The organism is Bacillus sp. EB106-02-03-XG38, from assembly GCF_058792175.1.
In genome coordinates, this window is record NZ_JBYTED010000007.1 from 131,932 (window position 1) to 144,809 (window position 12,878).

The 12,878-nt window shown below is 36.2% G+C and carries 13 protein-coding genes; 6 read left to right on the forward strand and 7 right to left on the reverse strand.

The features are described from left to right. Positions 1–187 precede the first annotated feature (187 nt). The gene (locus AC3WTI_RS24895) at positions 188–427 is read right to left on the reverse strand and encodes a helix-turn-helix domain-containing protein (RefSeq protein WP_000993177.1); all 240 of its coding nucleotides are present in this window, start codon (positions 425–427) and stop codon (positions 188–190) included. A gap of 179 nt (positions 428–606) precedes the next feature. Between AC3WTI_RS24895 and AC3WTI_RS24900 the strand changes: the two genes are divergently transcribed. Continuing rightward, a complete protein-coding gene (locus AC3WTI_RS24900; RefSeq protein ID WP_000235479.1) occupies positions 607–975 on the forward strand; it encodes a hypothetical protein in 369 nt (122 codons plus the stop codon). Positions 976–1,170: 195 nt separating this feature from the next. Here the strand turns inward: AC3WTI_RS24900 and AC3WTI_RS24905 are convergent, their stop codons facing one another. Beyond that, entirely contained in the window at positions 1,171–2,220 is a 1,050-nt protein-coding gene (locus AC3WTI_RS24905; protein WP_087957350.1) for an NAD(P)/FAD-dependent oxidoreductase, read from the reverse strand. A 332-nt stretch (positions 2,221–2,552) separates the two neighbouring features. Between AC3WTI_RS24905 and AC3WTI_RS24910 the strand changes: the two genes are divergently transcribed. From AC3WTI_RS24910 to AC3WTI_RS24920, 3 genes are read left to right on the forward strand one after another with little or no spacing between them, the layout of a single operon-like run. Beyond that, positions 2,553–3,470 (forward strand): iron-hydroxamate ABC transporter substrate-binding protein, encoded by a 918-nt coding sequence (locus tag AC3WTI_RS24910; RefSeq protein ID WP_253621467.1) that lies wholly within the window; start codon positions 2,553–2,555, stop codon positions 3,468–3,470. A 48-nt stretch (positions 3,471–3,518) separates the two neighbouring features. Then, entirely contained in the window at positions 3,519–4,559 is a 1,041-nt protein-coding gene (locus tag AC3WTI_RS24915) for a FecCD family ABC transporter permease (RefSeq protein WP_142286585.1), read from the forward strand. Further along, positions 4,556–5,563 (forward strand): FecCD family ABC transporter permease, encoded by a 1,008-nt coding sequence (locus tag AC3WTI_RS24920; RefSeq protein ID WP_097840582.1) that lies wholly within the window; start codon positions 4,556–4,558, stop codon positions 5,561–5,563. Before AC3WTI_RS24915 ends, AC3WTI_RS24920 begins: the two co-directional genes overlap by 4 nt. A gap of 45 nt (positions 5,564–5,608) precedes the next feature. On the opposite strand, the gene AC3WTI_RS24925 is transcribed toward AC3WTI_RS24920, so the two are convergent. From AC3WTI_RS24925 to mtnK, 3 genes are read right to left on the reverse strand one after another with little or no spacing between them, the layout of a single operon-like run. After that, positions 5,609–6,250 carry an L-fuculose-phosphate aldolase gene (locus AC3WTI_RS24925; protein WP_000926562.1) on the reverse strand — a complete coding sequence of 214 codons (642 nt, stop codon included), beginning with the start codon at positions 6,248–6,250 and terminating at the stop codon, positions 5,609–5,611. A gap of 54 nt (positions 6,251–6,304) precedes the next feature. Continuing rightward, complete coding sequence (gene mtnA, locus AC3WTI_RS24930; RefSeq protein ID WP_492304472.1) at positions 6,305–7,348, reverse strand: S-methyl-5-thioribose-1-phosphate isomerase; 1,044 nt, start codon at positions 7,346–7,348, stop codon at positions 6,305–6,307. A gap of 12 nt (positions 7,349–7,360) precedes the next feature. Continuing rightward, entirely contained in the window at positions 7,361–8,590 is a 1,230-nt protein-coding gene (gene mtnK, locus AC3WTI_RS24935) for an S-methyl-5-thioribose kinase (protein ID WP_087957354.1), read from the reverse strand. Between the two features lie 589 nt (positions 8,591–9,179). Between mtnK and ahpC the strand changes: the two genes are divergently transcribed. Both ahpC and ahpF read left to right on the forward strand, forming a co-directional pair. Continuing rightward, complete coding sequence (ahpC, locus tag AC3WTI_RS24940) at positions 9,180–9,743, forward strand: alkyl hydroperoxide reductase subunit C (RefSeq protein WP_097840583.1); 564 nt, start codon at positions 9,180–9,182, stop codon at positions 9,741–9,743. Between the two features lie 14 nt (positions 9,744–9,757). After that, on the forward strand, positions 9,758–11,284 hold the full coding sequence (ahpF, locus tag AC3WTI_RS24945) for an alkyl hydroperoxide reductase subunit F (RefSeq protein ID WP_087957356.1): 1,527 nt from the start codon (positions 9,758–9,760) through the stop codon (positions 11,282–11,284). Positions 11,285–11,325: 41 nt separating this feature from the next. On the opposite strand, the gene AC3WTI_RS24950 is transcribed toward ahpF, so the two are convergent. Together AC3WTI_RS24950 and AC3WTI_RS24955 are read right to left on the reverse strand one after the other, a co-directional pair. Beyond that, positions 11,326–12,072, reverse strand: coding sequence for a hypothetical protein (locus AC3WTI_RS24950; protein ID WP_097840584.1), 747 nt, complete (start codon positions 12,070–12,072; stop codon positions 11,326–11,328). A gap of 3 nt (positions 12,073–12,075) precedes the next feature. Next, positions 12,076–12,684, reverse strand: coding sequence for an SAM-dependent methyltransferase (locus AC3WTI_RS24955; protein WP_087957358.1), 609 nt, complete (start codon positions 12,682–12,684; stop codon positions 12,076–12,078). Positions 12,685–12,878 lie beyond the last annotated feature (194 nt).

The window sequence follows — 12,878 nt, forward strand, 5'->3', positions numbered from 1 at the left end:
TGTATCTGTACAGGTTACGTTCTCTATGTTTGTCCTAGCTAGAAAAAAATATGCTTTTAACATGGTAGACTACTACCTATTAAAATCACACAGAATACTCAATGTCTTTTAAATTCGGCATCTTCTCACAAAAAAATCCCGTATGAAGATACATTTCTGCATATCTTCATACGGGATTTCCCATCGTTTAATCTTCGTCTTTAACATCCATATCTTCTGGAATTGGTTCGTTTAATATTTCTTCCACTAATTGCTTATATTTCTCCATTTGTTCTAAATGTGTATTAAATTGTTCTTTATTTAATAAATATTGCTCTCCATCAAATAGTGCGCGAACTTTCTTTTGCTGAATTAGCTCTTCAATATACGACTTTGGTAAATTCAAATACTCCGCAGCTTCTTCTACTGTTATATACAACGCGTTCATTCCTTTATTATTTTTTCCTATATACTGTATCTTACTTTATTTTTGTAAACAAATAAAAAAGATTTTGTAAATGCAATTTAAAAAGAAGGTGGATGCATTCCATATATTGTATAATAATATAGTAAGGATTTTTTAAATATAGAATGGTCTTACCCATTTACACAAAGGAGAGTTAACATATGGCTACTCGTCACATCATTACAATGTTAGAAAAAACATTACAGGTTGAAACAGAAAACACAATTTCGCATTTAACTACATCTTTATCTGATCGTATTCTTTCTCAAAGCGCAGCAATACATGAAAACAATTGTTACCATACAATTGGGGAATGGTACAAAAATCATTTTTTATTCCAACAAGATGATTTCCTTTGGGCTAAATACGCTTTCTATGACGCATATTGTGAAGCTATAAAAGCACAAGGACATCTTACAAAACGTGTCCGTCAAATATTAGAATCATTAGCTCGAATGCATGGAAAGCAGTACATTGCTTCTATATTAAATATGCCATTTCCTAACGAACGAGCTAAAGGAACAGCGTAATGTAAGACTGTTCTGCGTCAGCAAAACATAGATTCATTGTTTTATAGGAAGATTTACAAATAAAACGTTCATTTCACATGAACTGATGAAACCGGTGTCATTATAATGATTGATAATATAGTAAACAGGAAAACCCCCATTTACCTCTCTCGTCATTCGAATAGAGAAGTAAATGGGGGTATACTTGTTTTTTTATTATTTCATCATCTGCTTGATCAATTCACGATTTCTCTTCTTAAATACTTCATTATGCGAAGAAACCATTCCGTACTCACTTGCATCTGGTTGAATGAATTGTTTCGCTTTATTTACAGCATTCCCAGCATCTTGGAATGCTCCCGCAATTAAGTGTAATTTCCCATCATGCTTTAAAATATCTCCCGCAGCATATAATCCATCTACTGAAGACTCACTATTGGCATTCCCAGCAATATAATAATTATCTATAATTGCAACATCTAACTCACTATTTTCTAATAATGTAATGTCACGTTCATATCCATGATTAATAATAACTTCATCGATAGCTAACTGAGAAACCTCTCCTGTTTCGTGATTTGTTAATTCTACATATTCAATCGCTTCATGGTTATCGCCAGCAATTAAGGTTGTAATCGATGTATTAAAGAAACATTCTGCAGAACTGTTCATAAGTTGTTTAACTTGTGCCTCATGCCCAGATAATTCTTCTTTTCTATATGTTAAATAAACTTGTTTCGCAATTGGTTCTAACTCGTTTGCCCAATCAATTGCAGAGTTACCTCCGCCTGAAATAATGACCGTTTTATCTTTGAAACGTTTTAACGATTTAACTGTATAATTTAAGTTCGATACTTCAAATCGCTCCGCACCTTCAATTGATAATTTTTGTGGATTCAATATACCACTTCCAGTTGCAACGATCACTGTTTTTGAAAAGTGTTCTTCTCCATTGCTTGTTTTTAACGTAAAAATACCATCTTTATTACGAATAATTGATTCTATTTTTGTATTCAATACAACTTCTGGCTGAAATGTTAACCCTTGTTGTACAAGTTGCTCAATTAACTTTTCACCAGTAACCGGTAATAATCCGCCAATATCCCAAATCATTTTCTCCGGATAAACATGTATTTTTCCACCTAACTGTGGTTGAAATTCTATTATTTTCGTTTTCATTTCTCTGAGTCCACTATAAAAAGCTGAATAAAGCCCTGCAGGTCCCCCGCCTATCACGGTTACATCAAACAATTCTTCTCTATTCATCCACCTTCACTCCTCAGCTACTAATCATTGATTATCATTCTCAATAAAATATAACCTGTTTCCGCAAAATTTACAATCAAAATTACTATTGACAATACACCTATATAAAATTATATTATTTAATGAATCAATAGTGATAATCATTATCAATTTGTTAATAATTAGCAAATTTGAGATTACATCTTCTTTTATTAATATGGTTAATACTATATTGTAGAATCTCACATTCAAGATTTTTAATAAATATTTTGCATTACCACTACTCTTTCAAAAAGATTGCAGTTAAACAAATTATTGTATACACATATCATCTATGTTAAAGGAGAAAAACGATGAAAAAGTTATTTATTTCACTAACAGTTCTTTTCGTTCTTGTTATGAGTGCTTGTAGCAATGGCTCTACAGACAAAAAGAACGATGCAAAAGGTAGTAAATCAGAAACAATTACATACCAATCTGAAAATGGTAAAGTAGAAGTGCCTGCAAATCCAAAACGCGTTGTTGTTTTATCATCATTTGCTGGTAACGTAATGTCGTTAGATGTAAATCTTGTTGGGGTAGATTCATGGTCTAAACAAAACCCACGTTTTGATAGCAAACTGAAAGATGTTGCTGAAGTATCAGATGAAAATGTTGAAAAAATCACTGAACTAAATCCAGATTTAATCATTGGTTTATCAAATATTAAAAATGTTGATAAGTTAAAGAAAATCGCTCCTACTGTAACATACACTTACGGAAAAGTTGATTACTTAACACAGCATTTAGAAATCGGTAAGTTATTAAACAAAGAAAAAGAAGCAAAAACTTGGGTTGATGACTTCAAGAAACGTGCACAAGACGCTGGTAAAGAAATTAAAGCAAAAATCGGTGAAGATGCAACAGTTTCTGTTGTAGAAAACTTCAACAAACAGCTTTATGTATACGGCGAAAACTGGGGCCGTGGAACAGAAATTCTGTACCAAGAAATGAAATTAAAAATGCCTGAAAAAGTAAAAGAAAAAGCATTGAAAGAAGGTTACTACGCATTATCTACTGAGGTATTACCTGAGTTTGCTGGTGATTACTTAATCGTAAGTAAAAACAAAGATACTGATAACTCATTCCAAGAGACAGAATCATATAAAAACATCCCAGCGGTAAAAAATAATCGCGTATACGAAGCAAACATGATGGAATTCTATTTCAATGACCCACTTACATTAGATTTCCAACTAGACTTCTTCAAGAAGAGCTTTCTTGGTAAATAATACAAACATGAGGAATTCTTAATTTAAGAATTCCTCTTCCTTTATTCTATGAACAGAAAAGATGTGAAACGAATGACAAAAGATCACAATAATCCACGTTCTATAGCTTTTACGTACAAACTCATTTTGAGCATAATTGCATTCTTTCTTATTTTTATGGTGGCAATGGTATTAGGGGCTGCAGATACTTCAATAAAAGATGTATGGTTAGCACTCACTTCCTCCGCTAAAGGGGACAAACTATCTATTATTCGCGAAATTCGTTTACCACGTGAAGTAGCTGCTATTTTTGTAGGAGCTGGACTTGCTGTGTCTGGAGCAATTATGCAAGGGTTAACACGAAATCCACTTGCAGATCCTGGATTATTAGGATTATCTGGTGGAGCAAATGCTGCACTTGCGTTAACGATAGCCTTCAACCCTTCCATCAGCTATCTTTACTTAACATTTGCTTGCTTTATCGGTGCTGCAATTGGCGCAATTATGGTATTTGGCATTGGCATGGTGAAAAAGGGTGGGCTCTCTCCTCTTAGAATTGTATTAGCTGGTGCTGCCGTTTCAGCATTTCTGCTTGCAATTTCAGAAGGCGTTGGCATTTACTTTAAAATTTCACAAGAGGTATCACTTTGGACTGCTGGGGGTGTAATTGGAACAACTTGGGGCCAATTAAAAATTATTATTCCAGTCATTTCAATTAGTATCTTTATCGCTATCTTACTAGCAAAAAAATTGACAGTTCTTAGTTTCAGTGAAGAGGTGGCTATTGGACTAGGTCAAAAAATTATTGTTATTAAAACCATTCTATTTATCATTATTATCTTACTTGCAGGTGCTTCTGTAGCGCTCGTCGGAAATATGGCATTTATCGGCTTAATGGTGCCTCACATGGTACGCCCAATTGTCGGTCCAGATTATAGATTTGTTATACCGATGTCAGCAATTGCTGGAGCTTCCTTTATGCTACTTGCAGATACAATCGGACGTACGATTAACGCTCCGTACGAAACACCAGTTGCCGCTATTGTCGCAATTGTAGGGTTACCATTCTTCCTATTCATTGTACGTAAAGGAGGAAAAACATTCTCATGATGCAATCTATCCTAAGAAAACAACGTCTTATTATACTCGCTTTACTTATACTAACCATCACAACCATTGTAGTTGGAATGGGACTCGGTTCAGCATCTTTATCTTATGATCGACTACTCCCAACATTAATGGGACAAGGGACTTTTAAAGAGGAGTTTGTTTTATACTCTTTAAGACTACCTAGAATTGTCATTACATTATTAGCTGGTATGGCTCTCGCTTTATCAGGGGCTATTCTGCAAGGAATTACACGAAACGATTTAGCTGAACCTGGTATTCTCGGAATCAACTCTGGGGCCGGTGTTGCTGTTGCTATTTTCTTTTTATACTTTCCAATAGATGTAGGTTCATTTCTTTACTTACTACCTGTCGTTGGATTTATCGGAGCATTTCTGACAGCTGTTCTAATTTACGTATTTTCATATAGCAAATCAACTGGACTTCAGCCAATCCGCTTAACATTAACTGGTATTGGTTTTTCATTTGCACTATCTGGAATGATGATTGTCCTTATTTCATCCGCTGATCGTATGAAAGTGGACTTTATCGCCAAATGGATCGCCGGAAACATTTGGGGAGATGACTGGGTCTTCGTTTTCGCAATGCTCCCGTGGTTAATCGTATTCATTCCGTTCGTTTTCTATAAAGCAAATCGATTAAACATTCTAGCATTAAACGAGCCAGTCGCAATCGGCGTTGGAATTGAAATTGAAAAAGAACGCCGATACTTATTAATTGCAGCAGTTGCGCTTGCTGCTGCAGCTGTTTCTGTAACAGGAGGAATTAGCTTTATCGGGCTAATGGCTCCTCACATCGCGAAATCTTTAGTAGGCCCAAGACATCAAATCTTCATGCCTATCGCCGTTTTAATCGGCGGATGGCTATTGCTATTAGCAGACACTATTGGACGAAACATCGTTGAACCTAATGGCATCCCAGCAGGTATTGTCGTTGCTTTAATTGGTGCTCCTTACTTTATGTATTTGTTGCTTAAGAAAGCATAGAAACACCCTCAAGAGTGAAATCTTGAGGGTGTTTCTTATTTCATTCTACTGCTGCCCATATCCTTCAAACTTCTTCGCCAAATTCTCCATCTCATCTTCTGGCAATAACTTCGGTTCTCCAACGCTTTTCGTTTGATAATAAATTTGCGCACAAAACTCAATTTCTTCCGCAACAGTAAATGCCATTTTTATATTATTTGCACCTGCAATTAAACCGTGGTTCGCAAGTAAAACCGCACGGCGATCAATCATGCCTTCGAAAGCAGCCTCTGCTAATTGCTTCGTACCAAATGTTTCATACGGTGCACAGCGAACATTCGGGCCTGCGAAAGCAATTAAATATGATACAGCAGGAAGCTCCCACCCTAATGATGCAATCGTCTTCGCATAAGGTGAATGTGTATGCACAAGCGCATTTATATCTTCACGATTTCTATAATAAATAAGATGCATATCGAGCTCGCTTGATGGTTTTCTCTCTCCCTCTACCACTTCACCATCTAAATTTAATATAACTACATCTTCAGGTTTTGTTTCATAATACTCTAAACCACTTGGACTAATCGCAACAAGACCTTGTTCGCGATTAAAAATACTAATATTACCGCCTGTCCCCTTTGTCAAACCGCTAGAAATCATTTTCTTTCCATACGCTACAATTTCTTCTCTTTCTTTTTGTAATAACATATACATCCCCCTAAGTATGAAGCTTATGATGACTGACTTTTTTATTCTATCTATTTATTGAAACAGATTTTTTAAGTTCTCCGTAAACGGTGCTTTTACAATCCCTTTTTCCGTAATAATCGCTGTTACATTTTCATGTGGCGTGACATCAAATGCTGGATTATATACTTTACTTTCTTTTGGAGCAGAATATTGTCCAAAACGATTAATCACTTCAGAAGCATCTCTTTCCTCAATCGGAATTTCTGTTCCTGTCGGTGTTTTTAAGTCAATTGTCGGTGTTGGTGCCGCTACATAAAAGGGAATGTTGTAGTATTTCGCTAAAATAGATACACCTAATGTCCCAATTTTATTTGCTACATCACCGTTTGCTGCCACACGATCACACCCAACGATTACAGCGTCAATTTTTCCTTGCGACATGACCATAGCTGCCATATTATCCGTAATGACAGTAACATCAATCCCCGCCCGTTGTAGTTCTAATGCAGTTAACGTTGAACCTTGTAACCTAGGACGAGTTTCATCTGAATAGATTTTTAAATCCCATCCTTTTTCTTTCGCTAAGTACATTGGAGCTGTCGCAGTACCATACTTAGTCGTCGCTAACGCACCAGCATTACAATGTGTTAATACTCCCATTCCATCATGGAATAACGTTAATGCATGTTCCCCGATTTGACGGTTAATTTCCTCATCTTCTCTATGAATCTCTTTCGCCTCTTCTAGTAATCTATCTTTCAACTGCGCGATTGATAAATGTGAGTTCTCTACCGCGACTGCCTCCATTCTTTCAAGTGCCCAAAATAGATTTACTGCTGTTGGCCTTGATGTCGCCAAATATGCACACACCTTTTTGACTTCCGCTATAAAGTCTTCCACCGTACCTTGGATAACTTCCTTAGCACCTAAATACACACCATACGCTGCTGAAACACCAATCGCTGGCGCTCCTCTTACTTTCATTACTTGAATGGCATCCCACACGCTTTCAGCTGTCTTGAAAGATTCATAGACAACTTCATTCGGTAATAATGTTTGATCTAATAAAACTAAAGAATCATCTTTCCACTGAATAGGTATTAATTGCTCTTCCATCATCTTCTCCCCTTACTTCGCGTAGTTCATCGACTGTTCTTTTAACGTTTCTACAAAGCTTGTGCCTGTTTTATATTGATTCGCCCGTAAAATAAATTTCTTCGCTACTTGAAGACAAATACGTTCTGCTCTAGCACGTGCTTCCTCATTCTCAATGCAAGTCATATCTTTTACTTTCGCTAGCCCAACAATACGACGAATTAACTCCAGACCTGTTACTGCAGCTGTATCCTCTAATACAGATTGTAAATATACTTCCTTAAAGCCTTCTTCCTTCGCCATAATCTCGGTCACATGAATATCCCATGCACTTAAAAACTTCTTCTTAAACAAATCAATTACCTCTACCATTGTCGTTTGTAACCAACTCATATACGTATCTTTCTCAGTACCGGGCGGCATGGTTGCATCTGCATTCACCCAAGCAAACATTAAATTCGCCACTACATTTCCAACGTCGTATCCCATCGGTCCATAAAAGGCAAACTCAGGATCAATAACCTTTGTGGAATCACTTTTCACAAAAACAGAACCAGTATGCAAATCACCATGAATAAGCGCCTGTGCATTCGTCATAAAAGAAAACTTAAGTTTTGCGACTTCCATACGAAGCTCTTTATCACTATATATATGCTCTCTAATCCATCCTTCATTTAACGGAAACAGCTCATTACGCTTATTATGATTTGTAAATGGCTCAGCGTAGACCAGGTCTTCTGTAATCTCACATAATTCAGGATTTATATAGTTTTTCACGAGCTCCTTCTTCTCTTTATGATTCATTACAACATCCGACGTTAATAAGAGTGTATTTACTAAAAAGGTCGTTAAATCATCCGCAAGCTTTGGAAACATTTGATGATTTATAAGTGCTGTACGTAATATTGTGTGGTCTGATAAATCTTCCATTACGCAACAATTCATCACACTATCAAACAAATACACCTTTGGAACAAGCCCAGGTGCTAACTCCTCCTCTAACTGCAAAACATCTGATTCAATACGAATACGATTCGTCGACAACTTAAACTCATCTGAAATACGTGCTGTATCCCCAGCTTGCTTTACAATGACAGAAATATTCTCCTGTTCATCCCAAACGCGGAATACATAATTTAAATTACCATCGCCTATTTCTTTACACTGTAACCCCTTTGCATCCTCGAACTTAGATAATTTCTCTTTCACATATACAATCACATCGTTAGCTTCCATTAAAAAATACTTTGTGAACTTAGACATGGTTTCCCCTCCACACTAATTGTAAGCGTTTTCTAAAAGCTATAAAAAATAATAGGTTAAAATTTTTTCATCCTATATTATATCTTCTTCTTTTTGAAAGGTATATCTAGGTTTTATTATATCTTGTTAAAAAAGGGAGTCAATGTTTCTATATCAACGCAATATGCTTCCTAATTATATATTTGAGATGACAAAAATTGTTCAAAAAGATTTTAATTCATTTTATTTTATTTATCACAAAATTCTTTGTAAAATAGAACTAAGCAATCCCTTTTCAAATCGACAACTTCTAAGAATTATTCCCTTCCTATCAATTTATACTTACAACATGTCTCTCACATATGCACTACTCTTTTATATACTCATTGAAAATCTATTACATCAAAACTAACTTTTCATTCCCTAACAATCTTAATTGAGAATAAATATTAATTAAATTGATATAAAGTTGGTTTATTCTCTTGACAAAATAACCAATTCTATATGATAATTAATATCGAATTAGAATTATTATAGTTAATTAAAAAATATATTTTATGAGCACACTATTTTTTGATGCTCAAAACCAACATTTAGGAGGAATTTTAATATGTTATTAATCGGCACAGAAGTAAAACCGTTTAAAGCTAATGCTTACCATAATGGAGAATTTATCCAAGTTACTGACGAAAGTTTAAAAGGAAAATGGAGTGTAGTTTGTTTCTACCCAGCTGACTTCACATTCGTTTGCCCAACTGAACTTGAAGACTTACAAAACCAATACGCAGCTCTTAAAGAGTTAGGCGTTGAAGTATACTCTGTATCTACAGACACTCACTTCACTCACAAAGCATGGCATGATAGCTCAGAAACTATCGGCAAAATCGAGTACATCATGATTGGTGACCCAACTCGCACAATCACTACAAACTTCAACGTTTTAATGGAAGAAGAAGGTCTTGCTGCTCGTGGTACATTCATCATCGATCCAGACGGCGTTATCCAATCTATGGAAATCAATGCTGACGGTATCGGCCGTGACGCAAGTATTCTTGTTAACAAAATTAAAGCAGCTCAATACGTACGTAACAACCCAGGTGAAGTTTGCCCAGCTAAATGGCAAGAGGGTTCTGCAACACTTAAACCAAGCCTTGACCTTGTAGGCAAAATCTAAGGAGTTCGATCAAAATGATACTAGATGCAGATATAAAAACACAACTATCCCAATATCTTCAGTTAATGGAGAACGATATTTTACTTAAAGTAAGCGCAGGAGACGATGACGTATCTAAAGATATGTTAGCTCTAGTAGACGAATTAGCTACTATGTCATCTAAGATTACAGTAGAAAAAGTTGAATTAGAGAGAACACCAAGCTTTAGCGTAAACCGCCCTGGTGAAGACACTGGTGTTGTATTCGCTGGTATTCCATTAGGACACGAATTTACTTCATTAGTGTTAGCTTTACTACAAGTAAGTGGACGCGCTCCAAAAGTTGAACAAAAATTAATCGATCAAATTAAAAACATTCAAGGCGAATATCATTTTGAATCTTATATCAGCTTAAGTTGTCATAACTGTCCTGATGTTGTACAAGCTCTTAACGTAATGAGCGTTCTAAACTCTAGTATTACACATACTATGATTGATGGCGCTGCATTCAAAGAGGAAGTAGAAAGCAAAGACATCATGGCAGTACCAACAGTTTTCCTAAACGGCGAATCTTTCGGAAGCGGTCGTATGACTCTTGAAGAAATTTTAGCTAAAATGGGTAACGGTCCAGATGCATCAGAGCTTTCTGATAAAGATCCATACGATGTTCTTGTTGTTGGTGGCGGTCCTGCTGGTGCAAGTGCAGCGATTTATGCAGCACGTAAAGGCATCCGCACTGGTATCGTTGCTGAGCGCTTCGGTGGTCAAGTAATGGATACTATGGGCATTGAGAACTTCATCAGCGTAAAACGCACTGAAGGTCCTAAGCTAGTAGCAAGCCTTGAAGAGCACGTTAAAGAATACGACATCGATGTAATGAATCTACAACGTGCAAAACGTTTAGAGAAAAAAGAACTTATTGAAGTGGAACTTGAAAACGGCGCTATTCTGAAAAGTAAGAGCGTAATCGTTTCTACAGGTGCTCGCTGGCGTAACGTCGGCGTACCAGGTGAAGCTGAGTTCAAAAATAAAGGTGTAGCATACTGCCCACACTGCGACGGTCCATTATTCACTGGAAAAGACGTAGCAGTTATCGGCGGAGGTAACTCTGGTATTGAAGCAGCAATCGACTTAGCAGGTATTGTTAAGCACGTAACTGTTCTTGAATTCATGCCAGAATTAAAAGCTGATGCTGTATTACAAGAGCGTCTTAACAGCTTACCAAACGTAACTGTTCTGAAAAACGTTCAAACGAAAGAAATTACTGGTACTGATAAAGTAAACGGTATTTCTTACATCGACCGTGAAACTGAAGAAGTTCATCACGTTGAATTACAAGGTGTATTCGTACAAATCGGTCTTGTTCCAAACACGGACTGGTTAGGCGAAACAGTTGAACGCGCTCGCGGTGAAATCGTAACAGACAAGCACGGCGCTACAAACGTACCAGGAGTGTTTGCTGCAGGTGACTGTACAAATAATCCGTACAAACAAATCATCATCTCTATGGGTTCAGGTGCAAACGCAGCTTTAGGTGCATTTGATTACTTAATCCGTAACTAATAAAAAAAGACGCGCTACCAATAGGTAGCGCGTCTTTTTTATTATATTTCATGTAAATAGTTATCAAGTTCCTTCCAACTCATTACTGTATAAGGTGTTCCTACATTCAATACTACTTTTACATTTTCTGCTACTACTTGCATTCTCTTAGTTGGATTATCTCTTTTTCCTGAAGGATAAATAGCAAGTTTCATCATTTCTTGCTTTCCACCTTCATAAATCTTTTTCTTTAAACCGAATTGGTTAATTTGTTCCTTTGAAGGAACTTCTCTTCCTTCCCAGTCACATATTTTAAATAGAGGATACCGATCTCCGTGACATTCCTCAATAATCTCAATGACTTTAAGAATAATATAACTCCCTGATACTAATTCATAACTAACAGCATCACCTGCTTTTAAAGAAGTATTAGTTATAAATCTCTTCGGCACTTTTTTAGCTTCTGGCTGCGGAGAATGTAACTGTTCTCTTAGTTTATTTAAAACTACTTCACGTTTCTTCTGTAATTTAGGTTCTTCTTGCCAGCGGGCTAAATCTGCACCACTCTCTATTATTTGCAATGCCTCCTGCTTAACATTCTCTTGAAGTCTCCCTAACTTCCATTGTACGGAAGCAAATACTAACCAAAACACAATAGTCTCTTCATCATCTAATTCATTCTTGTATTCCTCAATTACAATCCTACTTGCGTCCTCATTTGAATATTCATTTGCTAACAAATCCTTATACAGTAACTTAATATCTTCAGCAATATCGTCCGATAATATTGCTACTCCCCAAGCCCCCATACATTAACACTCCAATCTATATACTAAAAATCTCTCATTCCCATTCTTCTCATAAGCCCCAGGCAACCTTACTTCTCTCTTCAGCTCAAACGCAGTCTGATTCTCCAAGAAGAAAATATAATCTTCAGAAGGATAATATAAAATAATATCCACTTCTCTCTCCGTCTCTTCTACCGAAAGTAAAATATTATTTACTACGTTCATAAACACTTGTACAGAAAATGGATTGAAGAAATAAAACCGGTTATCACGTGGATCAATTTCATATTCCTGCGCTAAACAGCATTCAAACCCAATTTTATCTTTACTGTTTCTTACCTTTCGCGCATAACGATCAAGATTATCCAACGCGTCTTTATAAAACTCTTCATTCATTTCAATTCCAACCGCTGAAGCACCACACTTATGGTGCATGTAAAAATTTAATCGTCCTTTTCCGCATCCAAAGTCTACAACCCGGTCGCTACTTCTTATTTCATATTGATTCAATAGCTCATCTAATCCGCTATACGGCGTCGGTTCATAACGGTGATAATGCATAGACTTGTTAAACCCTTTTTGCTCACCGACTGTTTTTATGTTTAAAACTGCATCATAATATTGTTCGTTCATTGATTTTCTCCTATTAAGAAATGGTACTTATTATTATACACCATGTACAGGAGACTCATTTTTCATCAAGTTAACTGGTACGTGAAATTATATAAACGATTTTCTGAATATATCTATCATAACTTCAAATATTTCAACGTTTTTTTCAATATATCGACGTTTCGACAAAGAATATCGATTTACCGACAATTCAC

Excerpts from the sequence above, each read along its gene's own strand:
- AC3WTI_RS24955 (WP_087957358.1), bottom strand. The coding sequence starts at position 12,684 with ATGAACGAACAATATTATGATGCAGTTTTAAACATAAAAACAGTCGGT.
- AC3WTI_RS24910 (WP_253621467.1), top strand. The coding sequence starts at position 2,553 with ATGAAAAAGTTATTTATTTCACTAACAGTTCTTTTCGTTCTTGTTATG.
- ahpF (WP_087957356.1), top strand. The coding sequence starts at position 9,758 with ATGATACTAGATGCAGATATAAAAACACAACTATCCCAATATCTTCAG.
- AC3WTI_RS24925 (WP_000926562.1), bottom strand. The coding sequence starts at position 6,250 with ATGTTATTACAAAAAGAAAGAGAAGAAATTGTAGCGTATGGAAAGAAA.
- AC3WTI_RS24895 (WP_000993177.1), bottom strand. The coding sequence starts at position 427 with ATGAACGCGTTGTATATAACAGTAGAAGAAGCTGCGGAGTATTTGAAT.
- AC3WTI_RS24900 (WP_000235479.1), top strand. The coding sequence starts at position 607 with ATGGCTACTCGTCACATCATTACAATGTTAGAAAAAACATTACAGGTT.
- mtnK (WP_087957354.1), bottom strand. The coding sequence starts at position 8,590 with ATGTCTAAGTTCACAAAGTATTTTTTAATGGAAGCTAACGATGTGATT.
- AC3WTI_RS24905 (WP_087957350.1), bottom strand. The coding sequence starts at position 2,220 with ATGAATAGAGAAGAATTGTTTGATGTAACCGTGATAGGCGGGGGACCT.
- mtnA (WP_492304472.1), bottom strand. The coding sequence starts at position 7,348 with ATGGAAGAGCAATTAATACCTATTCAGTGGAAAGATGATTCTTTAGTT.
- AC3WTI_RS24915 (WP_142286585.1), top strand. The coding sequence starts at position 3,519 with ATGAACAGAAAAGATGTGAAACGAATGACAAAAGATCACAATAATCCA.
- ahpC (WP_097840583.1), top strand. The coding sequence starts at position 9,180 with ATGTTATTAATCGGCACAGAAGTAAAACCGTTTAAAGCTAATGCTTAC.
- AC3WTI_RS24950 (WP_097840584.1), bottom strand. The coding sequence starts at position 12,072 with ATGGGGGCTTGGGGAGTAGCAATATTATCGGACGATATTGCTGAAGAT.
- AC3WTI_RS24920 (WP_097840582.1), top strand. The coding sequence starts at position 4,556 with ATGATGCAATCTATCCTAAGAAAACAACGTCTTATTATACTCGCTTTA.